Genomic DNA, 25,648 nt, shown 5'->3' on the forward strand with positions numbered 1-25,648 from the left:
ATCAATGACTCGCATTCGGGTGGTGGCGAATTCTGCTGGTAGAGGCTCTGCGCACTGGATGCGGTGTGGTCTCCACCGCATCCGGTTGGGCAAGTGTAGACCCGGAGCCGCGGAACTAGCTAGTGCCCTGCTTCAGCTTTGATCAACCACCCAGTCAACCACCGCCGCGCGGCCGCGACCTTCGCACTCCGCGACGTGCTCCATGGCCGGTTCACCGTCTGCCGTCTCTCCGGGGCTGAGCCAGTACACTGACAGCACCGCAACACGTTCCTTGAGAAAAATGATCCATGGCTGATGGTGACGCAACGTCAGGTGGTTCCACCGCCGAAAACAGTCCGCGCCGTTGGGCAACAGGCCATCTCCGGCTTTCCGCATGAGGCCTGTCCGGGGGCACCCTCGGTGGTGTGCTGGCCGCAGCCTTTGTCATCGCAGTGACGGCGATGATCAAGGAAGTCCTTGGCTGGCTCATGAACCAGGAACCCTGGCTGATGTTCGCTGCCCCGTTCGCCGGCATCCTCTGTGCGGTGGTCCTGCTGCACCTGGTGGCCCAGGGCAAGGCGGTACAACGGGTTTCCGGCAGCAAGGCCCCACCGCGTCGGTTCACCGCCTGGCTACGCTTCCCCGCCAGCGCCGTGCGTGCCGACCTCACCGCGGATGTGGTTCGCCATGCCGGGCGTGAGGAATCCTTTCCGTGGAGGCTCGCCCCCATCCGCGCCGCCGCGATCGTGTGCACCGTGGGTCTTGGCGCGCCCATGGGCACCGAGTCCCCGGCAGCCCATCTGGGCGTGGCCGCCGGATCGGCCATCGGCGGGCGCCCGGGGTGGCTGCGCTCCCTGGCCCGCCCGGCAGGTTTGGGTGGCGGTGCAGCCGGTGTCGCGGCGCTCATGGGCCTGCCACTGGTGGGCCTGGTGTTCATGTTGGAGCTGGGCCGCCGCAAGCAGGCCGCGCTGTCGCTGCCCCGGATCCTCGCTGCCGGCAGTGGCGCCCTGGTGGGGTGGGGGTTCAGTGTGGCATTCGACCTGGACTTCATCCGCCTGGTCGTTCCGGCCATCGCCCCCGGCGATCTGGTCAAGGCCTTGGCCACCGCGGCATTGGTCGGGGCGCTATCCGGGGCGGTGGGCTCGGTAACGGGTACCGCGATCTACCAGGCACGCAGCTGGTCCGCCGGACCTCGAACAAAACTCATTGCCGGATCCGCCGTGCTGCTGGGCAGCTTCCTGGCCATCAGCATGCTCGCAACTCCGGCCGCGGCCATCGGACCCGGGGGAGGCACGATCAGCTGGGCCGAGGCCACCACCGCGTCGGTGTGGGTCATTCTGGTTGTCGCCTTGCTGCGCTGTGTGGCCACCACCGCGGCGGTCGCCGCTGGGGGCGTCGGTGGCCTGTTTGTCCCGCTGTTGGCCATTGGCGACCTTTGCGGCCGGTCACTCGCCCCCATGCTGGGCGTCTCCGGCGATCTCGGGGCGGCAGCCGGGGCCGCTGGCGCCATTGCCGGAGGCTACCGTCAGCCGTTGACCGCGATTACCATGGTGCTGACGGTGGGAGGACCGGCACCTTCACGGCTCACCTGTGTGGTCGCGGCGCTCGTCGCCACCGGGACCGGGGTGCTGACCGCGTACCGGTTGGACCGCTACGTCTTGCACCGTAAGGCGGGCACGCCCACTGCCCATTGAGTCCTGCAGCAAGGCAGGTGTCTTCCGGTTGAGAAGCCAGAGCAACCCGGGTTAGCCACGGATTCAGGCAGGAATCCGCCTAGGCGCAGCGCATCGGCACGAGTCCGATGCGGCACCGTCGCTCCAGGACCCCCTTCTTCTCCCACCACGAAGTTGGCAAGATGGCTACTGCGCGCAGGGGTCGGCGTTGCCGTCCGGTTGCACCACAGAAAACTCCCAAGTCAGTGCGCTTGAAGTCCTCGCAAGCGCTTGGCGCTGGGTGAATCTACCGGTTCGGATTGCTGTGTTTGGTGATGAGCGCTGCGAGACGAAGTTTGCCCACGGTCTTGGGCAGGATAAAACAACCATGATTATGGTAGTTGCGCCAATCTTGTTGTTGAACGGCACCGTTTGATCCATTCGGCCACGCAACGTGCGGATCCTCGCACCACCGTCTTCATTCATCCCGTCCGTAGCCAGCCCTGGCGTGAAGGTCCCAACGTAGATTCCCAAGAAGCTCAACAGACCGGGAAATCACCCACTGGCGGCAAGGTTAGCGCTCACCAGGTGACACAACCCGGCTTCCAGCGGGGACTCCCGTAAGTTATCCATCAATCCGCGGCCGATTCCGCCGCCGCTCGTGTGGAAGCCGATGCTGCCCTGGTCTCGCGCAGGCACGCAAGAAAGATCCTGGCCGCCGCATTGTCCGTACCGGCCCCGGCGTAGAGCGCGGTCTGCGGACCGTTTGCCAGCGGCTTGAATACCACTTCGGGCATTGCGAAGCGGGAGACCGACGCCGGTAGGATCGAGACCCCCAGTCCAGCTGCGACCAGTCCCAGAATGGTCTCCTGATGGATGGCGCGTTCCACGATGCGCGGTGCAGGGTGGCCATCAAAGAGCGAATGCACCAGCGAGTAGAAACCGCTCATGTACTTGTAGGGGAAGAGGATGAAATCCTCGTCGGCTAGCTCCGGGATATCCGCTTCCTCCCGTACGGCGAGCTTGTGCCCGGCCGGCAGGGCCAGCACCAGCGGTTCGGCATGGACCTGCTCGAGTTCCACCCCGGGCAACCGTACCGGATCACGCAGCACCCCGACATCAAGCCGCCCTTCAAGCAGCGATTCGATCTGCTCATCGGTGGTCAACGGCTGTAGCGACAGCTCCACATTCGGACGCCGCTCGCGGAAGAGCCTGACGGCTGAGGGAATGACCGCGTAGCTGGCCGAGCTGACGAATCCCACGCTGAGCTTTCCGCGTAGCCCGGAGCCCACTTCAGCCAGCTCCTGGCCCGCCTGCTCCAGATCGGCCAGCAACGGCGTGATCCGGTCCCGGAAGAGTTCACCGGCTACCGTTAGCCGGACACTGCGGGTGGTCCGGTCAAGAAGCTGTACCCCAAGATCATGCTCCAGTTTCTTGATCGCCACTGTCAGCGGCGGCTGGGACATCAGCAGTTCCTGCGCCGCACGGCCAAAATGCAGGTGCTCGGCTACTACCAGGAAGTACTGGAGCTGGCGCAGTTCCATGAAGGCATTCTTTCTCTAGAGCTAATAATAGGATTATAAATGATATTGGACGCGCTAATGATCCACGTGGGTTACTTAAAGCAGGAAGTCACGCAGCTTCCCAATCCGCCAGTACCTCCAGGAGCATTCCATGAGTTCGCCAGTTCATTCGCCCTCCGCTCAATACATAGTCATCGGCGCCGGTCTGACTGGATCGGCGGCCGCCTGGAAACTGGCGCAACGCGGATACGAGGTCGCCCTGCTCGAACGCAAGGTCCCGGCCGCAGCCGATGCCAGCTCCCATGGCTCGGCACGGATCTTCCGCTACGCCTACCCGGATCCGTTTTACGCGGACCTGGTGGTGCAGGCCCGCTCAGCCTGGGACGAGCTGGAGTTGCTCTCCGGTCAGCAACTGATCACGCCGCACGGCGCCGTGGACTACGGTGCACTGCGCAACCCACGGCAGCTGGCTTCGGTACTTGAACAGGTCGGGGTCGAGCATGAACTGCTCAGCGCCACCGAGGCCCGGAACCGCTTCCCCGGGATCGAATTCGATACCGAGGTGCTCTGGCAGCCAGGTGCCGGCGTGCTGGATGCCCAACGCTCGGTACTCGCCATGGTCAACCAGGCCAAGGCCAACGGCGCGCAGGTGGAAACCGAGTGGCAGGTCGCCTCCGTCACGGAGCAGGGCAACGGCTACAAACTCACCTCCACCGATGGCCGCGTGTACTTCGGCGCAAAGATCATCGTGGCGGCCGGTGGCTGGTTACCCGAACTGCTGGGCAACCTCCCCTTGCCCGAGGGGTTCCTGCGCAGTGTGCCGTCATTGGATATCTACCAGGAGAACGCGTACCACTTCCCCTACCGGGGCCAGGACCCCGAGGCCATGATGGCCTGGCCCACCTACATCCACAAGGATCCGGCCTTCAAGTCATACGGCCTGCCCGGAGGACGGGATGCCGGCTTCCGCGGCCAGAAGGTAGCCGAGTACATGGCCGGACGCCGCATGGGCTCCGCCTCGGAACAGGACGGACAGATCGACCCGACCAACCGCGAACGGGTCATCGACTACGTCAAGAAGTACCTGCCCGGGCTGGAACCGGCCCCGTATGCGGAAACCACCTGCATCTTTTCCAGCACCCCGACCGAGGACTTCATCATGGACCAGGTCGAGGGAATCACGATCATCTCCCCCTGCTCGGGCCACGGCGCGAAATTCGGTCCCCTGCTCGGAACCCTGGCCGCGGATCTGTCCACCGGAACCGGCACCGTCCCGCAGGCCTTCCGGCTCACCTCCCACAACCGCGCGCTCAGCGTGTAGCCATCACACCCGACAATCCTCATGCCACAGGAAGAGCCCATGCCCCACACCCCGCTTGATACCCAGAACACCACCGTGACCGAACTGATGGCGCAGATCTCCGGCACCGGCCAGGACCGGACCAGGGGCGGCTACACCCGGCCCGTCTATTCCACCGCCGAACTCGACCTGCGCGCCTGGTTCATCGAGCAGGCCACACGCCGCGGACTGGGAGTGGAAGAGGACGGCAATGGCGCGCTGTGGGCCTGGTGGGATCTGACCTCCGGCGAGCGCTCCAATGCGGTGGTGACCGGAAGTCACCTGGACTCGGTGCCCGGCGGCGGACCCTTCGACGGCCCGCTGGGGGTAGCCAGTGCGCTGGTCGCGTTCGACGAGCTGCGGCTTCGTCCGCTGAACCGCACCCGCGCCCTGGCCATGGTGGTGTTCCCCGAGGAGGAGGGCTCCCGTTTCGGGGTCGCCTGCCTGGGCTCCAGGCTGATGACCGGCGCCATCGACCGCACCAAGGCGTTGAACCTGCGCGACCAGGACGGGAACACCTTCGCCGACATCGCCTCGAAAAACGGCCTGGATGTGCGGCGGATCGGTCCGGACCCGGCTTTGCTCAGCCGGATCGGCGCCTTCGTCGAGTTGCATGTGGAGCAGGGCCTGGGGCTGGGTCAGCTGGATCATCCGGTGGCGATTGGCGGCTCCATCCTCGGGCACGGACGCTGGAAACTGAGCATCTCCGGGCAGGGAAACCACGCCGGAACCACCCTGATGCGGGACCGCAGGGACCCCATGGTGGCCGCGGCCCGCACCATCACGGCCATCCGGCAGATTGCCCTGGCCCAGCCCGAGGCCCGGGCCACCGTCGGCCGGGTGCAGCCGGTACCCGGCGGCACCAATGTCATCGCTTCCCGGGTGGACTTCTGGTTGGACGTGCGCCACCCTGATGACGCGGTCACCGCAGCGGTGGTGCAGCGGATCCACGATTCCGCGCAGCTGCTTGCCGCCGAGGAGGGATGCACCCTGGAACTGGGCCAGGAGTCGCTGAGCCCCACGGTGGCTTTTGACGCCCCGCTGACCGCCCGGCTCGGGCGGGCCCTGCCCGGGGCCCCGGTGCTGGATACCGGGGCGGGTCATGACGCCGGGGTGCTGGCCGGCCACGTACCGAGCGCCATGGTGTTCGTCCGCAATCCCAGCGGGATCTCGCACTCCCCCGAGGAACACGTCGAGGATGCGGATGCCGAACTCGGTGCCGCGGCCCTGGCTGACGCGCTGGGGTTCCTGCTGGTCTGATGGCCAAGCGCATGCACCTGTTCCCACGGAAGGCGTTCACATCCCGAGGTGCCAAGTGATAGCAGGACTTCTTCTTACTATCATTTAGCATGTAAGTGATAGTAAAGTGGCGGGAAGCTGCCGCTTGAAGGAACCCGACATGGGTCCTGGGCCAAGTAGCGATTCCGTCGTAGTTCCCCATGTGACGCTCGAAACACACTCCTGGCGACCACGGAATCCCCAGATCTTTCCCCACGCCCAGGTGAAACGGCAAAGCGGAGACTATGATCCGGCGGTCGTCCCGCCGACTGCCCAATGGACTCCGCTCCTGTCTCCCGACCTGCCGCTGAACGTGACGAAGCCACCGATGCCTCGCGGGCATTTGATGCCTGCGCAATCTTGCATCTCGGCATCCAAAACCCTGAGCTCGGTCCGATGTCCAGCATCTTGTTGCGGGCGGAAAGTGCCTCAAGCAGCCAGATCGAACAGCTGTCCACTTCCGCCCGGCAACTGGCGCTATGGGAAATACCGGAGAGCCACACGTCCGATGCGCGAACCGGCATAGGCACTGTCCGCGCCATGGAAGCAGCCTGGCGCCTATCGGACCAGCTGGATGTCACAAGCGTCCTGGCGATGCACCACGAACTGCTCAACCATTAAGTGGATATGGAGGATGAGGCAGGAAAATTCCGGGATGAGCTGGTCTGGATTGGTGGGACGGATTCGGCAGGTCCCCGGGGCGCGTCCTGTCATTGCACGCCAACCCCAGCTTGTCCTACCGGATATCCAGGGCCTCATTGACTTCATGCAACGCCGTGAGATCCCGGCGCCTCTCCATGTCGCCGTGGCACACGCCCAGTTCGAAACAATCCATCCCTTCGTTGATGGCAACGGAAGAACCGGGGGGGCTTTTGCCCATGCCATGCTGCGCCAGCGGAATCTGACCACACGCACCACGGCCCCGATCTCCGCCGGAATCCTACGTAATACCGGAGGATATTTCCGGGCGCTCACCGCCTTTCGTCACGGTCATGCCGCCCCGATCATCAGGACCTTCATTGATGCCTCCACCTATGCCGTCGCTACAGGAGAACAGCTGGTGAAGTCGTTGGCTGCTGCCCTCGACCAATCGCGATCGCAGCTGGCGGGTGTCCGTTCCGATTCCACCTCGTTCACACTGCTTCCTCTGCTGATCGCCCAGCCGGTCATCGAGATCGGCGGAACCAGCTATCCTGAAGACGACATGGCTGACGAACCTCGCGGCGTACCCTTCGGCGGTGTCGGCGGCTACGTCCCCAGGTCCACGGTGGTTTCTTCAGGATCAATCGGGGGTAGCCGACTACTTCGATGAGGGAAATCCAACTGCGTCGACACCGGACACGGATGATCCCCCGGACAACGGCCACATTTCCGTTCCCCGGGGGATCCACAACGAGCTGGTGGCTCTCAGGCAAGCACCGGCGACTGCCACAGGTTCAGCACCTGTCCGATATTCTTTTCTTCCGCCGAATGGTAGAGGTCGGTCGCCCAGGCGACATCCTCCACCGGCATGCCGCCGACCGAGTACAGGATGATCTCCTCGTCGTTGCGTCGGGCCGGTATCGCGCCGGTGGCGATATCGGCGATTTCCTCCAGTTTGGCTTCGGGCAGCTGCCCGGCACGCATCAGGTCATGGAAGTGGGTCCCCGGGATACCCAGCAGCTGGTAGGCCTGGGTATCGTACTCCTCGGCCCATGCGTCATAGAGTCCCCGGGCGTCGAGCACCAGCCGGGCATCGTTGATGATGAAGTCGTCATCGAAACGGGCCGCGGCCGGCAACAGCAGCAGGGCACCGGGTTTGATGTCTTGTTTGCGGAAGTACGGGAAGGCCTCGGAGCCGGCGATGTCGGTGGTGGTGGTCGCCATGACCACGTCCGCGTCCTTGATCGCCTCGGCGATGCTCTCGGCGGCCACGATGTTCGTCACCTGCGGGAAGTTCTCCCGGATATAGCTTGCGAAGGATTCCACCCCGGCGGCCGAGCGCCCCTTGATGGTGACGGTGTCGATCCCCGGGCGCAGGGTCAGCGTCGCATCAATCACCGACTTGGCGATCACCCCCGGACCGACCACCGCGGCGACCTTGGCGTCCTGGCGGGCCAGGTGCTTCACCCCAACGCCCGGCACGGCTCCGGTGCGGTAGGCGCTGAGCAGGTTCGCGCTCATCACCGCCATCGGGGCCCCGGTGTCGGTGTCGTTCAGGGTGAACAGGTGGATGGAGCGGGGCAGGCCCTTGGTGCGGTTGGCGGCATTGGATCCGTACCATTTCACTCCGGTGGTGCCGAAGCGGCCACCGAGGTAGGCGGGCATCGCCATGAAGCGGCGGTCCGGGCCGTCGGCCGGCATCCCGGCATGGACCGGGACCTGCGGGAAGGTGATCATGGCCCCGTGGGAATTGCCGTTCTCCCCGGCCATCATGTAGTCGCCGTTGCGCAACAGGATCAGCGTTTCCTCCATGACATCGGTGCAGCGCGCGATATCGGTGACACCCGCGGCGATCATGTCCTGTTCGCCCAGGTAACGGAAGTTGATGGTGGTCATCTCATGTGGCCTTTCGTTGTTTTTCTCTGTCGGTGGGAGGCCGGGATCGGCCGGTGCCTAGATGGCCGCTTCGCCCTGTTCGCCGGTGCGGACCCTGATGATGCTGTCCAGGGAGGAGACCCACACCTTTCCGTCTCCGATCTCGCCGTCCTGACCGGTGCGGGCCGCGCTGAGAATGATCTCCAGCGCCTTGTCGACCTCGGATTGCGCCACCAGCAGCTCGATGCGGATCTTGGTGCGGAACAGGACCTTGTGTTCCTGTCCCCTGTAGTATTCGGTGCGCCCACCCTGGGCGCCGCGTCCCTGCACCTCGGTGGCGGTCAGGCCGGAGAAGCCCGCCTTTTCCAGCTCGGAGCACACGGTTTCCAGCCGGATCGGCTTGATCACTGCGGTAATGAGTTTCATGGTCTCTTCCTTTCGATGCCCGGCTGCCTAGAAGGTGCGGTTGTCGTAAGCGGTTTCGGCGTGGATGGCCCGGTCCAGTCCGGCTTCCTCGTCCTCTTCGCTGACCCGGATCGGGCGGATCTTGTTCATCACCCAGGCAATCGCGAAGGTCATCGCAAAGCTGTAGACCAGGGTGACCGTGATCGCCAGGACTTCCCGTCCGAGCAGGTCGAACCCGCCACCGAAGACGATTCCCGCCAGTTCGCCGGGAGCCTGCGGATTGGCGAAGAAAACCGCGAACAGCGAGCCGGTGATCCCGGCGATACCGTGCACCGCGAAGACATCCAGCGAGTCATCGATCTGGTGGCGGCGCTTCCAGGTGATGGCCCACGCTGCGGCGGCCGCGGCCAGGAACCCGACCAGGATCGCCCCGACCGGCCCCACCGCATCGGCCACCGGGGTGATGCCGACCATGCCGGAGATGGCTCCGGTCCCCATGCCCAGCAGGGTGGCGTGCCCGTCACGGATCCGTTCAATCGCAATGAATCCCAGCATGCCGCCGCACAGGGCCAGCAAGGTGGTGAGGATGACGTACTGGGCGGTGAAGTTCGCCCCGCCAGCGGTGCCGCCGTTGAAGCCCATCCAGCCGGTGGCCAGCAGGCCCACACCGACCAACATCAGCGGCAGGTTATGCGGACGGTTCTTCATGCTCTTGCGCTTGCCCAGGACAACGGCCAGGGCCAGGCCTGCGGCACCGGCATTCATGTGCACCGCGGTGCCACCGGCGAAGTCGTGCAGCACCAGCTGGTTGCGCATCCAGCCGCCTATGGTCCCGGCCTCCGGGTTGTCGAAGGCGAAAACCCAGTGACCCAGCGGGCAGTAGACCAGCAGGACCCACAGGGCCACAAAGACCATCCATGATCCGAACCTCATGCGCCCTGCGGCACCCGAGGCGACCAGGGCCACGGAGATCGCCGCGAACAGGACATAGAAGGCGGCCCACAGGGTGCCGCCAGCGGCGTCATCTTCCAGGAAATCCGAGAAGAAGGAGAACTCGAAGGGGTTTCCGATGAGGCCGGCGCCGCCCACGGAGTCACCCAGGACCAGTCCGTGACCGACCACCACGTACACGACCCCGGTGACGGCCAATGAGCTGAGGACCATGAGCATCATATTCAGGACATTGCGTCCATTGAGCATGCCACCGTAGAGCATTGCCAGTCCCGGGAACATCAGCAGGACCATGGCGAAGGCCGCCAGGATCCATGCGATATCTGCTGGTTCCATGTGCGCTCCCCTTTCAGAGTATTTTTGTGCGAGTCCCTTCAAGCTATCGAGACGACGTTCCGGGTTGCTTTCGGTTCTGTTTCCGCTTCGAAACGCTTTGTTTCCGGTCAGCGGCCAGATGTCCCGATCGTGAAAACCATGTAAATTCCATGTCGGTGCCGGTCACATGCTTGGCCCATTGGGGCCGAAGGACGTATTTTCGAACAACCCAAGCGCAGGCCAGCTACCGGGTGCCAGCCAGCGAACGCTAGGGTGACTGGGGAAATCCCGGCGAAACAGATTCGATGCATTCCCGAAATCGCCACCGCATACTCTGGGTACAACATGAACGTCGACTTCACCCCCGGCATGGGAATACGTGAAGCATGAAGCCCTGGAGAACGATGTGGAACCACTAGAAATCGCGGTGCTGCATATCCGTACGGAGCGCGCGAACAACCCGACCTTCCAGCGGGAACTTGATGAACTCAATGCCACGACCCTGCAAGAGATCAGGACCCTGGGGCACCGGCCGGTCCTGGTGCCGGCCGGTGCCCTCGCCCCGGACGTAATCCGCTCCGTTGTCGACCGGTCCGACGCAATTCTCATCATGGGCGGCGAGGATGTGGACCCGGTGCTCTATGCCGGTCACACCATCTATCCCGGTTCCGGGAACCACGAACCGGCGGCGGACCGGATACAGATCACCGCGATCCACCATGCCCTGGCCACACGGACACCGGTACTGGGAATCTGCCGCGGCCTGCAGCTGGTGAATGTCGCGTTGGGCGGAACGCTGATCCAGCATATGGAAAACAGCGACGCACACCGCGCGGTGGCCGCCGATCCGTTCGTCCGAACCCGTTTGGCGTTCGTCTCCGTGGACCTTATGGACGCGGTGGACCGGAACCAGGTCAACCGGTGCACCCATCACCAGGCGATCGATACGCTCGGGGAGGGATTGCGGATCGCGGCGGTCTCCACCGACGAGGTGATCGAGGCCGTGGTGCACGAGGAGGCACCGCTGACCGCCGTGCAGTGGCACCCCGAACATCCGGACACCGCCGGCTCGCAGCTTCGCTCGCTGCTATCCCGCCTGGCCGGGCAGTGTGCAGACGGGTCGCGGTCGCCACGTCGCCAAGCGACTTCGACTCCAGCCGACCCCCTGCCGGAACCACTCCAGGTGGGCTGACCACCACCGGTTTCCTGCCAAGGACCTCGGTGTCCAATGTCGACACTGGCTAGGGGATCTCAGACCCACTTCACCGCTTCCGCGGTGCGATTCCGGTCGGCTCCGTACGCGAGTCTGTTCCAACACGTGGCTTACTGGGGGTCAGGCCTGCCAATCCCAGCCCTCTTCAGGAGAATGGGTGGGCATGCACGGAAGTTTTCCAACGGCAGGTGCCGGCAGGCATAATGGCGTGGGAGCTAGCGCCTCCGGACGCTGACCGCGCAAACTCGTTCGGGATGGATCCGCGCTTTCCTGTAGCGCCACAATAATGGCCGTCCTGTTCATCCCGGTGACGCACTACAGCCCAATCCATAGCAGGTCATGTCTGTTCGATCCGCTATCTGAAGTGCTCCGGGCGGCTCGGTCGCTCCTGCGCCACCGGCCACAGAACACGGCACAATAATTTCCGGTGTTTCGGTAACCGTCGGACCAAATGGTGCATTACATGACGCGGCACCAGTACGCTGAGGTGAAAGGCACCTTATCCCGGCTCACGGATCGAAAGAACCAGCATGCCGGTTATCGGGACCGATGAGCCGTTCCTTCAACCGCAACCGCTGGGACGGGAACACGCGCCACGTCACCCTGGGACAAACTCCTCGACGGCGGGGCAACGAAATACCACGCCTACCGACTGGGGATCCGGGCAGCACCGTGAGGACTGCAACGTAGAGTGCCTCCGCAGGCGCCCTACGGGCCCCATCACGGTAATGGTTCCGTTACGGATGCAGGCCCAGCCCTTCGATGCTCAGGTGTGCTCTGGCGAACTTCCGTTCGCCGGTTCACCGAATCGCGTGGTGGGCAAAGCCGGATCCCCATCCAGAACGTACGTGCCAACTATTCCAATACCCTGCAAGGACAACGAAATGCCTACGATGAAGTCATCACACGAGACAAAGAACGTGCCTGATCTTGCGCAGGTGGCCCTCTTGCGTGGCCTGGCCAGCACAGTCGCACGACAAGCCGGCCAACTGGCCGCGCAGATGCGTAACGGCACGCTGCAGGTCGCCGAAACGAAGAGTACGCAGTTCGATGTCGCCACCGATGCGGATCTGGCCTGCGAGACGTTGCTCCGTCACGAGATTCTCCGTGCCCGCCCCGACGACGGGATCCTGGGCGAAGAAGGTGACAGTATCGCTGGTAGCAGTGGGCTGACCTGGGTTATCGATCCCATCGACGGCACAACCAATTTCCTCTACGGATTGGCGGATTGGGCGGTAAGCGTGGCCGTGGTCGCAGGGCCACCTGCCGACCCGATACGATGGCGTCCGATTGCCGGCTCGGTCTACATGCCTGATCTCGATACGCAATATGATGCCGGGCTCGGACTGGGCACCCAGCGTAACGGACTCGAACTGCAAACCCCCGCCCCGGGCACTCCAGGACGGGCATCCGAGCTGGAGGCGGCGCTGCTGGCTGTGGGATTCAGCTATGATCCGACCGTTCGACGGGAGCAGGGGCTAACTGTTGGATATCTGGCTGAAAGGGCCCGTGATCTGCGCAATCATGGAGCGACGGCTGTCGAGCTGTGCAATGTCGCTGCCGGCACGGTGGACGGATACTGGGAAGAACGACTTTCTCCGTGGGACGTGGCCGCGGGTCTGCTCATCGCCGAAGAAGCCGGATGCACGGTTCGCTGGCAGGAACGTCACAGCGCGACCGGAACCGAGTTGGCGTTGATCGCCTGCGGCGAGGAGTCACTGGCCCGCGAGGTCTCCCAAACCGTCGCAAGGTCCTTGGCGACCTAGACCGGGCCGCATGTTGCCCCGGGGACCGACAAGCGCCGTGGTGGAGGATCGCTCCCTCCCCCACAGCGCGTGTTCCCCTGCCCTTGAACGCTAGCCGCGCAACCGGCTCTTGAGGTCCTCGCGGTCCTCCCAGAAGGTCGCGCCGCGGATACCCAGGGCCGTGGGATCGAAGACCGGATCCAGCCCCAACGTGCGTTGCCGATCATAGTCACGGCAGACCTTGATGATCACCGGAGCCAGGAGCACCAGGGTGACCATGTTCGCCCAAGCCAGCAAACCGAAGCCCAGATCCCCTGCAGCCCACACCGCCTTGGCATTGGCTACCGATCCGAAGAAGGAGATACCCAATGCGCCCACCTTGAGGACCACTTCAAGCAGACGGCGCATGGATTCGTTCTCGGTGAGAAACAGCAGGTTCGTGCTGGCGACATAGAAATAGAAGATCTGCGAGGTGAACGCGAACAGGAATACCGCAATGGCCACAAACGCGGGACCGGCCCCCGGGAGAACGGAATCGATGGCCTGCTGGACGAAATTCGGTCCGGCCACCAGGCCCGGGACATGCTCCACAACAAAGCCGCCCTGACCGTCATCGACATTGTAGGTCCCGGCCAGCAGGATCATCATGCCGGTAGCGGTGCAGATCAACAACACAGTCACGTAGATGCTGAACGCCTGGACCAGGCCTTGCTTGCCCGGATGGGTGTTCTGGGCAGCGCCCGCAGCGTAGGTCCCCTCACCGTCCCCCGCGGCCGAGGCAAAGACGGCACGGCGCACACCCCATTGCACCGCGTACCCGATGAGCCCGCCGAACACGGCATGGGTGCCGAACGCGGAGCTGAAGATCAAGACCGCTACTTCCGGAACCTTGACGATGTTGGCGGCAATGATGATCACCGCGCAGAGCAGGAAACCAAATGACATCACGGGAACCACTGCCTGCGAGACCCGGACGATGCGCTTGGTGCCTCCGATGATCACGATACCCAGCAACGTGGTGACCAGGAGCCCTGTCACCCAGGTTTCCATACCAAACGCGAGCTCCGCGCTGGACGCGATGTTGTTGACCTGGATTCCCGGGAAGATGAAACCGTAGCCGACCATGCTGATCAGTGCGACAACCATGGCGAACCGCGGCGCCTTCAGCCCATACTTGATGTAGAACGGCATGCCGCCGCGCTGTTCGCCGCGTACCCGCTGTTTGAAAACCTGGGCCAGTACCGCTTCGGCGTAGGCCACTGTGGAGGCCAGGAGGGCGGTGATCACCATCCACATCATGGCTCCCGGACCGCCCGCGGCTATGGCTGTGGCCACTCCCGCGATGGCACCGACGCCGACCCGTGCGGAAAGTGTCAGGGCTAGGGCCTGGAACGAGGAGAGCCCTCCTTCGCCCGAGCCGCCCTTGGCGATCTGACGCAGCATGTCCGGGAATCTGCGGAACTGCACCCCGAGCAGCGCAACGGTGAACACCGCGCCCAGCCCCAGGATGACATAGGCCAACGGCGCCCAGACGGCGCTGCTGACGTTGCTGAGTATTGCTTCCATTATTTCTGTTTCCCCTGGTTCCTCGACGTTCCGCCCGGCAGGGCGGCAGGCATGGGATAGTGCCCCGGCACGCTGCCGGGGCACTATCCCATCGGTGGTCCTAGTGCCGTAACGCCACTTCCGCGCGCAGCATGTCCTCCAGGGCCTTCTTCAGCGGGGTCAGGGTCTCGCTGGGCAGCTCCAGCAGCGGTTCGCGCGGTTGTCCCACGTCGAATCCCTGCAGCCGCATGCCGGCCTTGACCGCCTGCGCGAACGGCAGGGCCAGCAGCGCGTCCACCACCGGGAAGACCTGGCTCCACAGCTGGCGAGCCCGGTCGATCCGGCCGTCCCGGATGGCCTCGGCCACGGCGGCGAATTGGGTGGGAACCACATTCGCGGCACCGGCCATGACCCCGGCCGCGCCTTCCACCAGGGCGCTGATCACGAAGCTGTCCCAGCCGACGATCAGGCCGATGTCCTGCTTGTAGTGCTGGATCAGACGCAGACCCTGTTCCCAGTCCTTGCTGGAGTCCTTCACGTACTTGATGTTCGGGAACTTGCGTCCGAACCACGCCAGGGTATCGGCATCCAGGTTGACCCCGGTGACCGAGGGGTTGTTGTAGAGCATGATCGGCAGCTCGACCGAGGAGGCCACGTCCTTGATGTACTTCGCCGTTTCCGCGTGCGTCAGCTGCTCGTAGTACGGAGTGATGAGCATGAGCACATCCGCCCCGGCGCGCTGCGCCTCGTGCGAGAGCTTGATCGACTCCTTGGAGGTCAACGCACCGACATTGGCCACTACCGGCACCTTGCCGGAGGTGTGGTCGGCCACCACCTGGAACAGGTGGACGCGCTCACCGAAGCTGAGGGCGGACACCTCGCCGGTGCCGCCGCCGACCACGACGGCGTCCAGTCCGGCATCCACCGAGCGGTCAACGACCTTGGTCAACAGGTTGTCATCGATTTCCCCGTTCTGATCGAACGGGGTGGCCAGGGCGGTCAGGATGCCGCTGAGTTCTTTGGACATGGGAGCAACTCCCCTTTCTGGGATGAAGTGTGTCGAAGGGTGGTGCGGGATGCTAGATCAGTACGGAGTGCCCCACATCCCGCCCGGAGGACGGGGCCGGCGAGGTCTGGCGGTCGGTGGCCAGCACGCTGGCCGCTTCGGAGGCCGCGGTGATCCCGGAGCTGATCGCGGTCTCGGTATACAGGGTGCCCAGGTAGTCACCGGCCAGGAAGACGCGTCCTTCGGGGCGTGTGAGGATCGGCTGGAGCCTGGCGCGTCCGGGGAAGGCGTAGGGCGAGCCGAACTCGAACTTCTCGATCCGGGCATCCTCCACGATGTCCTCGAAGCCCGGGAAGATGTCGTTCAGGTCCCGGATATAGGTCTGGGCGATGGTTTCCTTGTCCACGTCCCACAACTTGCGTCCCATGCTGGCCGGGGAGAAGGTCATCATGCTGCCGCCGGACTGGCGGGTGGATTCCCGTCCACGGGTCAGGTTCCCCTGGTTCAGCGCCACGGTGAAGGACTTGTTCGCCGTAGCGATCCCGTAGGTCCCGTCGTAGGGCATGGGCTTGGTCTCGTTGGTCAGAAAGGCGCCAGCCACATGCGGACCGTACTTGATCTTGCCCAGCGCCTCGTGCAGCTCGCTGGAAAGGTTCACCGCGACCTTGTGGGTAATCGAGGCCGGCGTGGCCATGACGGCGGTGCGGGCCTTGGTCTCCCGCGTCTGCCCGTCACGGGTGTAGCGCACCACGACATGGTCCGGGTGCTGGATAACCTCCTCCACGACCGCGCCGAGCTGAATCCGGTCGCGGATGGTCTGGGCGATGTGTTCGGTGAGGGTGGCGGCACCGCCGACGATGCTGCGTCCCAGGCCCTGGCCGATGTTCCAGATCAGGCTGAAATAACCGATACCGGCGCCGGCGGCGATCTCGTGCGGGTCGGCCGCGGAGCGCATCACCACGGGGATGAAGAACTTCTTCGCGTCCTCGGACAGGTCACCGATGTAGTCGGCGAAGGTACGGTCGTTTTCGAACTCGTAGATGCGCTGCTGGCGGGCCTCGGGGGTCTCGCCCGGGCGCGCGGCCACGGCGCGGGTGTACCGCAGCACGTCCAGGGCCAGCTTGCTGCCCGGCATCATGATCGACATGCGCCCGGCGGTGCTCATCGGGAAACGGAAGGGGTAGGTCATGACCGGGCCGGTGGTCAGGAACTTGCCGTTCATGGCCATGCCCTGCAGGGAGCCGGGGATCCGGGCGGAATGGATGCCGGTTTCGGCCAGCAGCTCCATGCTCGAGCTGTTGCCTCCCGCGAACATGTGTCCGCCCCAGTTCATGACATAGGGGCCGCGCTTCTCGGACATGATGCGTCCGCCGATGCGGTCCGGGTCCGATTCCAGGACCTCGATGTCCCACTGGCGCAATTTCCAAGCTGCTGACAACCCGGCAAGGCCACCACCGATAATAACTGCGTCTTTCATGGTACTGCTCCTTTGGAGTGTGGTTGGTGCCGGCCGGCTTGCACCGGCCGGGCCGGGCCGATTGGGGTTAGACCAGAGCCTGTTCGGCTTCGGCATGGGTTTCGCGCAGCAGGGGGTCCAGCGACTCCTGCAGGCGGTTGAAGCGGTGGTACAGGCGGTTGTAGGTTTCCGCCAGGTCCGCGTTGGGCTCGTAGCTGTGCTCGAACTCGACACCGTGGTTGGAGATCGCCGCGGCGGAGTCCCACAATCCCAGTTCGACACCGGCGATGATCGCCGCACCGCGGCAGGCCGCGGCACCGCCACCCGAGAGGGTGTGCACCGGTAGCTGCGTGGTATCGGACTTGATCTGGCACCAGGCCGCGCTCTTCGACCCCCCGCTCAGCGAGATGATCTGCTTGATCTCCACCCCGAGCTCGAGCGTGGATTCGATCATGCGGCGCAATACGATGGAAACTCCCTCCATGATCCCCCGCGACAGATGCTGCTTCTTGTGCGAGAGGGTCAGCCCGAAGAACACGCCGCGGGCATAGGTGTCCAGGTCCGGTGGTCCGGAACCCTGCAGGTGCGGGATCACGATCAGCCCGTCGCTGCCGGGCGGAACCTGGCGCACCTCCTCGTCGATCAGGTAGTAGGCGTTGATCCCGCACAGTTGCTCGATCTCGCGTTCGATGGCGCAGAACTCGTCACGGAACCAGCGCATGACCATGCCACCGGTGGAGAAGGTGTGCAGCATGTACTGCCCCGGAATGGCCGAGGCGAAGCACGGCACCCGTCCGGCCTCGTCCAGTTTCAGCTCGTCGACGACGGTGACCGTGGTCAGTGCCGAACCGGTGCTCTCCGAGAAGATGCCGGGTACCGCGTTGCCCATGCCCAATGCCCCGCAGGCCTGGTCCAGGGCACCGGCGGATACCGGTAGTCCCTGGGGTAGGCCGAAACGCGCGGCAGCCATCTGATCGATGGAGCCCACCAGCTCGCCCTGCTTGGCGATCCGGGGCAGGCGCTGCTGGTCGATCCCCAGGTAATCGAGCATCTCACCCCAATACTCGCGGGTGTTCAGATTCCACAGGATGGTGGAGCACAGCAGCGAGTCCTCGCTGACCAACTCGCCGGTCAGCTGCTCGATGATGTAGTCCTTGAGCAGGACGAACTTGGCGGTCCGCGCGAAGATCTCCGGCTCGTTGCGCCGCAGCCACAGGATCTTGGCCGCCGGCCAGATCGGATCCATGGCCACCTGGCCGGTGGTCCTGTGGATCAGCTGGCGCCCGAAGTGGGCTTCGATTTCCTCGGACTCCGCCACGGCACGGTTGTCCAACCAGACAATGGCCGGGCGCAGCGGCTTGCCTTCGGCATCCAGGCACAACATGGTTTCGCCCTGGGTCGAGAGCCCCAGCACCGCCAGGCCCTGGAGGGAAACACCGGGATGCTGCAGGACCCCTGCCACCGCATCGCGAAACGTCGAGATGTAGGTTTGCGCTTCCAGCTCGACATATCCGGGCCGGGGGGTCTGCAACGTGTATTCCACGGTATGCTCGCAGACCTGGTCGCTGCGGGCGTCGAAGACCGCCGCCTTGATCGCGGTGGTGCCGATGTCGACACCAAGTACCTGGGCTGTCATCGGGCCACGACCTCGAAGCTGTCCTTCAGTTCCACGACGCGCTCGAGGTTTTCGTGGAAGGACCCGCCCTCCACGAACTTGCCGTCGAACAACGCCCCGCCCATGGTGTAACCGAACGGGCCGACCTCGGCCATGATCTGCATGCGCTCACAGGAGTTGATGCTGCCGGCAATGATGAGGTTCTCGGCGCCCACCCCCTCGATGGCGGCCTTGGCCAGCTCCACCGGATCCCCGTCCTTGTAGCGGTAGGCCACCAGGTCCACGCCGTCCACGCCCAACTCGATCAGGCGGCGGGCATTGTCGATGACGGACTGGTGGCTGCCACGCAGCTCGATGACGCTGCCGCCCACGTTGCCGCAGAACGGGTAGTACTTCATGCCCGCACCCTTTGCCTGCTCCAGGGCCTTGTCTGAGAAGATGCCACCGGTGAAGTACTCGACACCGCAGTCCACGGCCAGCTCGATGGACTTCAGCAGGCCGGCCTCGTCGAAATTGACTACTTCGAGTACCGGCGACTTGCCCGCTTCGCGCATGTCGGTCACCAGGTTGCCCAGTTCCGGGAAGCTCAAGCCGTTGTCCTTGAAGCCCCAGTACTTGATCGGCAGGTCGGCCGATTCCCGGAACAGTTCACGGGCGTTGGCAACCGTCACGTCGTGGTGGGTCAGCATGACGATGATTTCAGGGTTCATTGTGTACTCCTAAGGTTGTGGGACTGGAGCAGAGTGCCAGTGCCTTGGTGCGGTTAGCGGATAGATCGTAGGTGTGGAACAAACCATTTCCGCCGGTCGGAGCACCTTGCAAAACAGATAAACGAGCAAAGTTGTTTTAAGGATTCTCCAGTTGTCCTACATCTAAGGAATACCGTAATGGGGACCACAGGCGACTGTCAAGGGGTGTACGGCACGACGGTTAGCGGTGACGGACTCCGACGGAACTCATCTTCTTCAGCCCCGGAATAACTTGTTATTCCGGGGCCAACGACCGAAACAGTGCCCCTTGCGTCCGTCGCGCCCCATCCTGCCCTCGAAATATGGCTCCCGTCGGAGGGGTGCAGGACAAACACGGCGAGCAGCCACACTTCTTGTCTGGGTTTTCATCGATAGATGTTTGACATTTACGCACGATGTCCCACAACGCGGTTTTTGCCGCAATGTAGTATGTCTGTATGACGGACAACACGGACTCACCGAAACCTCGAAGCGCCACGAAATTTGCCGAGAAACCCGACGGTGTCAGTGCCTCCGAGCATGCGATTTCCGAGATCAGGAACCGCTTGGCCGGTGGCGTGCTGCGCGCCGGGGACAAGTTGCAGTCGGAACCGCAATTGGCGCTTGAGCTGGGTGTCAGCCGAGTCAGCATCCGCACGGCCCTGGCGCAGCTGGAATCCGAGGGGTTGATCAACCGGCGCAAGGGCGCCGGCACATACGTCAACTCGCTCAGGCCACTGGTCCACAGTTTCCATCACAATGTCAGCGCCGACCAGCTGATCAGCCAGATCGGCTACACACCAGGGATCTACGAGCTGTCGTGGAAGCATTCCACCGCCGATGAGGAGATCGCCGAGAAGCTCAAGCTCGAGGTCGGCGACCCGATCATCGACATTTACCGCGTACGGACCTCCGATGGCCGGCCGGTGACTATTGAGCACGACTACTTCTCCACCGAGATCCTGCCGCAGAAGGACTTCCGGGTCGGTGCTTCGCTGTTCGCGTTCCTCTCCGAGGAGTGCGGGATCGACATCGCTTTCGGCGTGGCCGAGCTGGAACCCGGCCTGGTCGGCGAGGAGTATGCCAAGGTCCTGGAAACCTCGGCCGATAGCCTGTGCCTGATTGTCAGCCAGGTCGACTTCGATGTCTCCGAGCGTCCGATCAGCTACTCGATCGAATACCACCTGGCCGATGCATTCAACTTCCGGCTGGTGCGCCAGGGACCGGGGAACGTGTCGACAGGCAATACCGCCAAGTAGCCGCCAAGGGCCCCAGGGTGCAGGCCGGTGCCTGCATCCTGGGGCCCTTGGCCGTACCCGGGTCCGCGGGTTCTAGACGCGGCCCAACGAACTGATGTCCTCGAGGAACTGCCGGTGGGCTTCCTCGCTGACCGTCATCCGGGTTTCGGCGATGGCCTCCAGGTAGTCCGCGGTGACCGGCCCCTTCCGCACGCCGCTGTCCGCTGGCGCTCCGGCTCCGGCGTACACGGCTTGTTCCAGGGCCCGCTGCGATGCGCTGCGGGCCGCGAATTCGATGTCCGCGGGCGAAAACCCCTTGGTGCGCTCCACCAGCAGCCCGACCTCCACGTCCGCGACCACGGCCGACGGGATGAATCGCTGCCACATGGCTTCCCGGGCCTCGTCATCCGGCAGGCCGATGGGGATGACGTAGTCGAAACGCCCGTGGCGCAAGAAGGCGCTGTCCAGCGACCTGATGAAGTTGGTAGCACAGACCAGGAGCCGTCCGGGCTGTTCGCGGAACGCCGGGATGATCTTTAACAGTTCGTTGGTGACTCCCTGCAACGGGGAGGGCGGTTCACCCGAGCGCTGGGAGGCGATCTCCTCGACCTCGTCGATGAAGACCACCGCGTGTTCGAGTTCAGAGATCTCCAGGAAGGTCTGGCGAAGTGCCCCCGCGAGCCCTTGCGGATCCGAGGCCAGACGCGAGGGGAACACCTCAACGAAGGGCCATTCCAGCCGCGAGGCGATTGCCTTGGCGAAGGTGGTCTTGCCTGTTCCGGGAGGGCCGAAGAGCACTACTGAACGTGGTGGGACGACACCAAATTTGTCCGCCATCTCCGCTTTAGCCAGGGGCAGGACCAGTCGCCGTTCGAGCAGGTCCTTCTCCCGGCGCATGCCCGCCACGTTTTCCCACAGGTCACGGGCGAGGATCCGTCCACCCAGCATGCCCAGTGGCTCGATTTCCTGGCGTTGCACCGGAATCTGCCGGTGGAAGTAGCGCATATTCCGCTTCAGCGTGAAACCCCTGCTCGTGTACGCGTCAATGCAGGAGTCGGCGGCGGGCATGAGCGCCGAAAGCTGGTTCAATCCGTGTGGCACCATCCGGTTCTCCAGGGCGGACAGCAGCGAGGTGCCGATGCCCCGCCCGCGATGCTCCGGAAGGGTGGCCAGGAAGACGATCCACCCCTGGTCATGGGATGCCCTGCCTATCGCTGCTCCCACGATCTGCTCGCCGTGCACCGCCACCATCGCATGGTCTTTTTCGCAGGAGGCCAGGACCTCGGATAGCGCGTAGACCGGTTCCACGCCGGTGTTCTTGATGGCATCCCACAGGTGCAGTATCCCGTCCAGGTCCGCGGAGTGGAATTCCCTGATTCTCCAGGCTGTCATGTCATTCGTCCTTCCCCTGGCCGCGACGGGCCGTACGATTCCGGGCATGGGCAGCCCCGTCCGGTTGATGCCGGTGCAGAGCCGTCCCATGCGCATTAAACGATGTGGCCACGCGATGCCCGGGTACCGGGTGGGCACTGGTTGGCGGTGGCGGGATCGATGATGAACCGGGAGCGGACCTGTGAGGCCAACACCCGCTCATGGGCCTCGTTGACCTGCTCGGCGTCAAGGAGCTCCCGCTGCGGCAGGATGCCGTTCGTGGCACAGGCTTCCAGCACTTCCCGGGTTTCACGGATGCCGCCGTCGCCTGATCCGGGACTGCGGAAAGATGCAGAACGTAGTTCTCATCGAGGACCACATGGATAGAGCCGCCGCCCCGAGAAATCGTGCCGTCGCGGTAGAAGCTGTCGTAGGCCTTGGCATTACCTGCCAGGCACGTCTGCTCCCCACCGTCAAGGCACTGCACCCGTGCGCCAGGAGTCCGCATGCCAACCGACACCGACAGCTTGTCCCACCACCGCGTGGCGCGGAGTCAGCAGGTACGGGAACTCGCCCCAGTCGCCGCGTGCGGCTTGGATGCTCTCGTGGCCGATACCGGAGTAGCGATCTCGATCCGGGCATGCTTCGGCCCGATCTCCCGGCGTTCGAGCTGTGCGGGGACCAGCGGTTCCGCTGCGGAATGGTTCGATCCTTCGGTACGGTTCTGGTGAATCCGGCCAGCCTGGGGTGGCGGTGGTGTGTGGACGTCCGTCCGGGCATCCATCGGATGCACGCTTTCCGAATCGTCCAGGCTTTCACCGACCCAACAGGTCGGCAAATGCCGCCGCGACAGAGTCTGACCAGGAGTGCAGCTGGTGGTCCGTGATTCCCGCCGGCACGTCCTGGGCCCCTTCCGCGCTCATTCCCGGGTGAAACAGGCGCGGGACGATCCCAGATGAGCGGCCGTGCGTCTATTTGGCCGGCGAAGCAGGGGCATCGCCCGGACCTCCGGCCCACACCATGAAGACAGGTTCGGTGCCACGGTTGTGGATGCGGTGGGGGACGCTGGGTGGAACCGCCAGCGCATCCCCCTTCTTCAGGAGGTATTCATTCTCGCCATCATCGATGAATCCCTCGCCGCTAACGCAGTAGAACACCTCCCAGGCGCCTTCGTGCCCTGGATCCACGGCCCCGGTATCACCGGGGTTCACCAGGGAGGTCCCGAACCACATGGCCTCATTGCGCAGGAACTCACGGCAGATTTCGGGGCCTTCGTAAAAAAGGGTTGCGTCTTCTTCGCGAACCACATAAGGAAGGGTCTGGGTCGAGGTCATGGCTTTCTCCTTTTGACAGAACGGGGATCCGAGGTGCAGCTCGTCCGGATGGGCGGGACGCCCTGACGCTGAGGCTGCGTGACAGGTATCCCCGGTACCGTCCATCGCAGCAGACCTACCAGCGTCCACCGACAACATGTAAAGTTGTCCTACATCTTGATCCAAAGCCTAGATTGGCGCCGGTCACCATGTCAAGGCCCAGGGGCGGAATCCGATCCGTTGGCGTTCGCGTCCGGCCCGGTCGACTTGCCGCCCCGCCCCGCTTGCCGCTCCGCCGAGTACCGGCCCTTTCATCTAAAGTGGTATTGACCTGGGATTTTTATCTGGGAGAACGAAGGCACCCCACAGCCCATCCGCGAAGGGTTCGGACACCCGGAGACCGCTCGGTCGCGAGCTCCAGCAGGCACTCCGCCGCATCCAATGCTGTAGGACATTTTGAAGCTATCGTGAAAACGTCCTTGACAGCATGACCTGTGTCACGTAGGTTTTCACTACGAGATTAGCTGTATGACAGGTACCGGGTACTATGCGAAGGTACCGGTCAGCCAATCGACCTAAGAAGCGCGGTTACCCCGGCTAGTCGACGATTTTCTCCGGTGCCGTTCAGAGGATACGGCCAAGACCCTGGACATCGACCTTGCTGGGCATCGCTGGCTGAAATCCCCGGAGCAAGGATCCCCACGTGTCACGACTATCAAACCAACGAACCAACGTCGGCGGCGAACCCGCGATGACCTATAAAAGGCGATTCCTCATCCGGCTCACCGCAGTGCTCATTGGTGGCATGTTCCTTGACGGATACATCCTTGGCATCATCGGCACGGTCATCGGGGTCATCTCCATTGAGCTGCAATTCAGTGCGCTCTGGGAAGGCCTGATTGTCGCCTCGGTGCTCGCCGGCATCCTGATCGGCTCCCCTATCGGCGGGTGGCTCAGCGACCGTTTCGGACGCAAGCCGCTGTTCATGATCGACATGCTGATCTTCGTCGTCGCCTCCGCGATGCAGTTCTTCATCCACGAGCCGTGGCAATTGTTCGTGGTGCGCCTGCTGATGGGAGTGGCTATCGGCATCGAATACTCCGTCGGATGGCCCTTGATGTCCGAGTTCGCTCCGGCACGCATGCGCGGACGCCTGCTGGGACTGACCCTGATTGCCTTCTACGCCGGATTCATGGCGGCCTTCGTCATCGGCTACCTGCTCACCACCTTCACCACCGTGGATTGGCGCGTCATCCTGGGATCCAGCACGATCATCGCGTTGAGCCTTTTTGTGGCCCGCTTCGGACTACCCGAATCACCCCACTGGCTCTGGTCGAAGAAACGCTATGCGGAGGCGCGCGAAACCGCGGACAAGTACCTGGAGGAAGAGTTCGTCTGGGATGCCCCGGCCGATCCCTCGGCCCACCCCACCGGCAGGTTCTCCATGCTGTTCTCGCGCAAGTACTGGCGTGCGACCCTGTTCTGCTCGGTATTCTGGCTGTGCGCCGTCACCCCGTATTTCGCCATCGCCACTTTCGCGGATAGCGTCCTGGCCATGTTCGGTCTCAATGAAGGGCTCCTGGGCGGTATCGCGATGTCCGGACTGGCGGTTCTGGGCGTTGGGTTCACCGTCCTGCTGATCGACCGCCGCGGCCGCCGGTCGCTGACCGTGCCTCCCCAGTGGGTCTGCTTCGTGCTGCTGCTCGGATTGGGTCTCTGGGTCGGGGCGCCGATGTGGTTCGTGCTCGGTTGCCTGCTGGCCTTTTCCTTCCTCAATGCGGGCTACACGACGCTAACCGGTGTTTATCCTGGTGAGGTCTTCCCCACCGAGATCCGCGGGCTGGGCACCGGCTTCGCAACAGCAGTCAGCCGTGTAGGTGCCGGATTCGGCACGTTCGTCCTGCCCTCTTTGATCAACAACTTCGGTGTGGAACGGACCATGCTCATGGCGGCCGGCGTGGTGCTGATCGGCGCCTTGATATCCCAATGGCTGGCTCCCGAGACCAAGGGCAAGAGCCTGACGGAGACCTCCGCGGGCTACGTCCACTAGTCGCTGCCACCCCGCGGCGGGGTCGGTGCATCGTGGCCATTGGTGCGCGAAATGCGTGAACGACTGATTGGTCAGGGGATCCGGTGCAACCCCGAGGCGGCACGTACCGCGATCGCCCCGAGCACGCGGCGCGCCGCTTAGGCCTCGGAGACATCCCCGATACCCGGGCTCCTGACGACGATCGAGTTCGACCGCACCGCCCTGCGGACCATTATCACCGGCCTCCCCAGGGAGCGCCCCCGAGGAGCCCACGGAAATCTCCCTCTGCCCTGCACATTGTCCGTCCAACATCCCGCGCCGCAGCGCAGCTAGGATCTCCTCTTCGATCTTGCCCGCCCGCTCCGGGTGACCGGCCAGGACCGTGGTCCAACCGCGCACCGGCGCCGTCGGGCTCTCCCGGCGTTCGGCC

The 25,648-nt window shown here is 63.9% G+C and carries 21 protein-coding genes; 9 read left to right on the forward strand and 12 right to left on the reverse strand.

Going from position 1 to position 25,648, the window contains the following annotated elements; genetic code table 11:
- Positions 1–404: 404 nt before the first annotated feature.
- Positions 405–1,673 (forward strand): chloride channel protein, encoded by a 1,269-nt coding sequence (locus tag OK351_RS14865; protein ID WP_265160502.1) that lies wholly within the window; start codon positions 405–407, stop codon positions 1,671–1,673.
- A gap of 590 nt (positions 1,674–2,263) precedes the next feature.
- Here the strand turns inward: OK351_RS14865 and OK351_RS14870 are convergent.
- Complete coding sequence (locus OK351_RS14870) at positions 2,264–3,175, reverse strand: LysR family transcriptional regulator (protein WP_265160506.1); 912 nt, start codon at positions 3,173–3,175, stop codon at positions 2,264–2,266.
- 130 nt (positions 3,176–3,305) lie between these two features.
- Here OK351_RS14870 and OK351_RS14875 point away from each other — a divergent pair, with 130 nt between their 5' ends.
- From OK351_RS14875 to OK351_RS14890, 4 genes are all read left to right on the forward strand, one after another.
- Entirely contained in the window at positions 3,306–4,475 is a 1,170-nt protein-coding gene (locus OK351_RS14875) for an FAD-dependent oxidoreductase (protein ID WP_265160508.1), read from the forward strand.
- 39 nt (positions 4,476–4,514) lie between these two features.
- Positions 4,515–5,753 carry an allantoate amidohydrolase gene (locus OK351_RS14880; protein ID WP_265160511.1) on the forward strand — a complete coding sequence of 413 codons (1,239 nt, stop codon included), beginning with the start codon at positions 4,515–4,517 and terminating at the stop codon, positions 5,751–5,753.
- Between the two features lie 294 nt (positions 5,754–6,047).
- Positions 6,048–6,392 (forward strand): hypothetical protein, encoded by a 345-nt coding sequence (locus OK351_RS14885; protein WP_265160514.1) that lies wholly within the window; start codon positions 6,048–6,050, stop codon positions 6,390–6,392.
- Between the two features lie 13 nt (positions 6,393–6,405).
- On the forward strand, positions 6,406–7,083 hold the full coding sequence (locus tag OK351_RS14890) for a Fic family protein (RefSeq protein WP_265160519.1): 678 nt from the start codon (positions 6,406–6,408) through the stop codon (positions 7,081–7,083).
- A gap of 95 nt (positions 7,084–7,178) precedes the next feature.
- Here the strand turns inward: OK351_RS14890 and OK351_RS14895 are convergent, their stop codons facing one another.
- The 3 genes from OK351_RS14895 to OK351_RS14905 are packed head-to-tail and all read right to left on the reverse strand — an operon-like array spanning position 7,179 to position 9,980.
- Positions 7,179–8,309 (reverse strand): tyramine oxidase subunit B, encoded by a 1,131-nt coding sequence (locus OK351_RS14895; protein ID WP_265160523.1) that lies wholly within the window; start codon positions 8,307–8,309, stop codon positions 7,179–7,181.
- A 57-nt stretch (positions 8,310–8,366) separates the two neighbouring features.
- The gene (locus tag OK351_RS14900) at positions 8,367–8,714 is read right to left on the reverse strand and encodes a P-II family nitrogen regulator (RefSeq protein ID WP_265160526.1); all 348 of its coding nucleotides are present in this window, start codon (positions 8,712–8,714) and stop codon (positions 8,367–8,369) included.
- A gap of 27 nt (positions 8,715–8,741) precedes the next feature.
- Positions 8,742–9,980: an ammonium transporter gene (locus OK351_RS14905; protein ID WP_265160529.1), complete on the reverse strand. Its 1,239-nt coding sequence runs from the start codon at positions 9,978–9,980 to the stop codon at positions 8,742–8,744.
- A gap of 358 nt (positions 9,981–10,338) precedes the next feature.
- Here OK351_RS14905 and OK351_RS14910 point away from each other — a divergent pair, with 358 nt between their 5' ends.
- The gene (locus OK351_RS14910; RefSeq protein ID WP_265160531.1) at positions 10,339–11,151 is read left to right on the forward strand and encodes a gamma-glutamyl-gamma-aminobutyrate hydrolase family protein; all 813 of its coding nucleotides are present in this window, start codon (positions 10,339–10,341) and stop codon (positions 11,149–11,151) included.
- 905 nt (positions 11,152–12,056) lie between these two features.
- Positions 12,057–12,938, forward strand: coding sequence for an inositol monophosphatase family protein (locus OK351_RS14915; RefSeq protein WP_265160534.1), 882 nt, complete (start codon positions 12,057–12,059; stop codon positions 12,936–12,938).
- Positions 12,939–13,028: 90 nt separating this feature from the next.
- Here OK351_RS14915 and OK351_RS14920 read toward each other — a convergent pair whose 3' ends face one another.
- The 5 genes from OK351_RS14920 to OK351_RS14940 form a co-directional block, all read right to left on the reverse strand.
- Positions 13,029–14,483 carry an alanine/glycine:cation symporter family protein gene (locus OK351_RS14920; RefSeq protein ID WP_265160536.1) on the reverse strand — a complete coding sequence of 485 codons (1,455 nt, stop codon included), beginning with the start codon at positions 14,481–14,483 and terminating at the stop codon, positions 13,029–13,031.
- A gap of 100 nt (positions 14,484–14,583) precedes the next feature.
- Positions 14,584–15,489: a dihydrodipicolinate synthase family protein gene (locus OK351_RS14925; RefSeq protein ID WP_265160539.1), complete on the reverse strand. Its 906-nt coding sequence runs from the start codon at positions 15,487–15,489 to the stop codon at positions 14,584–14,586.
- Between the two features lie 52 nt (positions 15,490–15,541).
- Positions 15,542–16,945, reverse strand: a complete 1,404-nt coding sequence (locus OK351_RS14930) for a flavin monoamine oxidase family protein (RefSeq protein ID WP_265160542.1) — start codon at positions 16,943–16,945, stop codon at positions 15,542–15,544.
- A 67-nt stretch (positions 16,946–17,012) separates the two neighbouring features.
- Entirely contained in the window at positions 17,013–18,560 is a 1,548-nt protein-coding gene (locus tag OK351_RS14935; protein ID WP_265160544.1) for a xylulokinase, read from the reverse strand.
- Positions 18,557–19,249 carry a hypothetical protein gene (locus tag OK351_RS14940; RefSeq protein ID WP_265160546.1) on the reverse strand — a complete coding sequence of 231 codons (693 nt, stop codon included), beginning with the start codon at positions 19,247–19,249 and terminating at the stop codon, positions 18,557–18,559. The genes OK351_RS14935 and OK351_RS14940 overlap by 4 nt, the downstream gene beginning before the upstream one ends.
- 476 nt (positions 19,250–19,725) lie before the next feature.
- Between OK351_RS14940 and OK351_RS14945 the strand changes: the two genes are divergently transcribed.
- Positions 19,726–20,526 carry a GntR family transcriptional regulator gene (locus OK351_RS14945; RefSeq protein WP_265160549.1) on the forward strand — a complete coding sequence of 267 codons (801 nt, stop codon included), beginning with the start codon at positions 19,726–19,728 and terminating at the stop codon, positions 20,524–20,526.
- A gap of 72 nt (positions 20,527–20,598) precedes the next feature.
- Here OK351_RS14945 and OK351_RS14950 read toward each other — a convergent pair whose 3' ends face one another.
- The 3 genes from OK351_RS14950 to OK351_RS14960 form a co-directional block, all read right to left on the reverse strand.
- On the reverse strand, positions 20,599–21,897 hold the full coding sequence (locus tag OK351_RS14950; RefSeq protein WP_265160552.1) for an ATP-binding protein: 1,299 nt from the start codon (positions 21,895–21,897) through the stop codon (positions 20,599–20,601).
- Positions 21,898–21,992: 95 nt separating this feature from the next.
- Positions 21,993–22,175: a hypothetical protein gene (locus tag OK351_RS14955; protein WP_265160555.1), complete on the reverse strand. Its 183-nt coding sequence runs from the start codon at positions 22,173–22,175 to the stop codon at positions 21,993–21,995.
- Between the two features lie 672 nt (positions 22,176–22,847).
- Positions 22,848–23,210: a cupin domain-containing protein gene (locus tag OK351_RS14960; RefSeq protein WP_265160558.1), complete on the reverse strand. Its 363-nt coding sequence runs from the start codon at positions 23,208–23,210 to the stop codon at positions 22,848–22,850.
- Positions 23,211–23,892: 682 nt separating this feature from the next.
- Between OK351_RS14960 and OK351_RS14965 the strand changes: the two genes are divergently transcribed.
- Complete coding sequence (locus OK351_RS14965) at positions 23,893–25,239, forward strand: MFS transporter (protein WP_265160561.1); 1,347 nt, start codon at positions 23,893–23,895, stop codon at positions 25,237–25,239.
- Positions 25,240–25,648 lie beyond the last annotated feature (409 nt).

The organism is Glutamicibacter sp. MNS18 (assembly GCF_026107515.2).
Lineage (GTDB): Bacteria > Actinomycetota > Actinomycetes > Actinomycetales > Micrococcaceae > Glutamicibacter.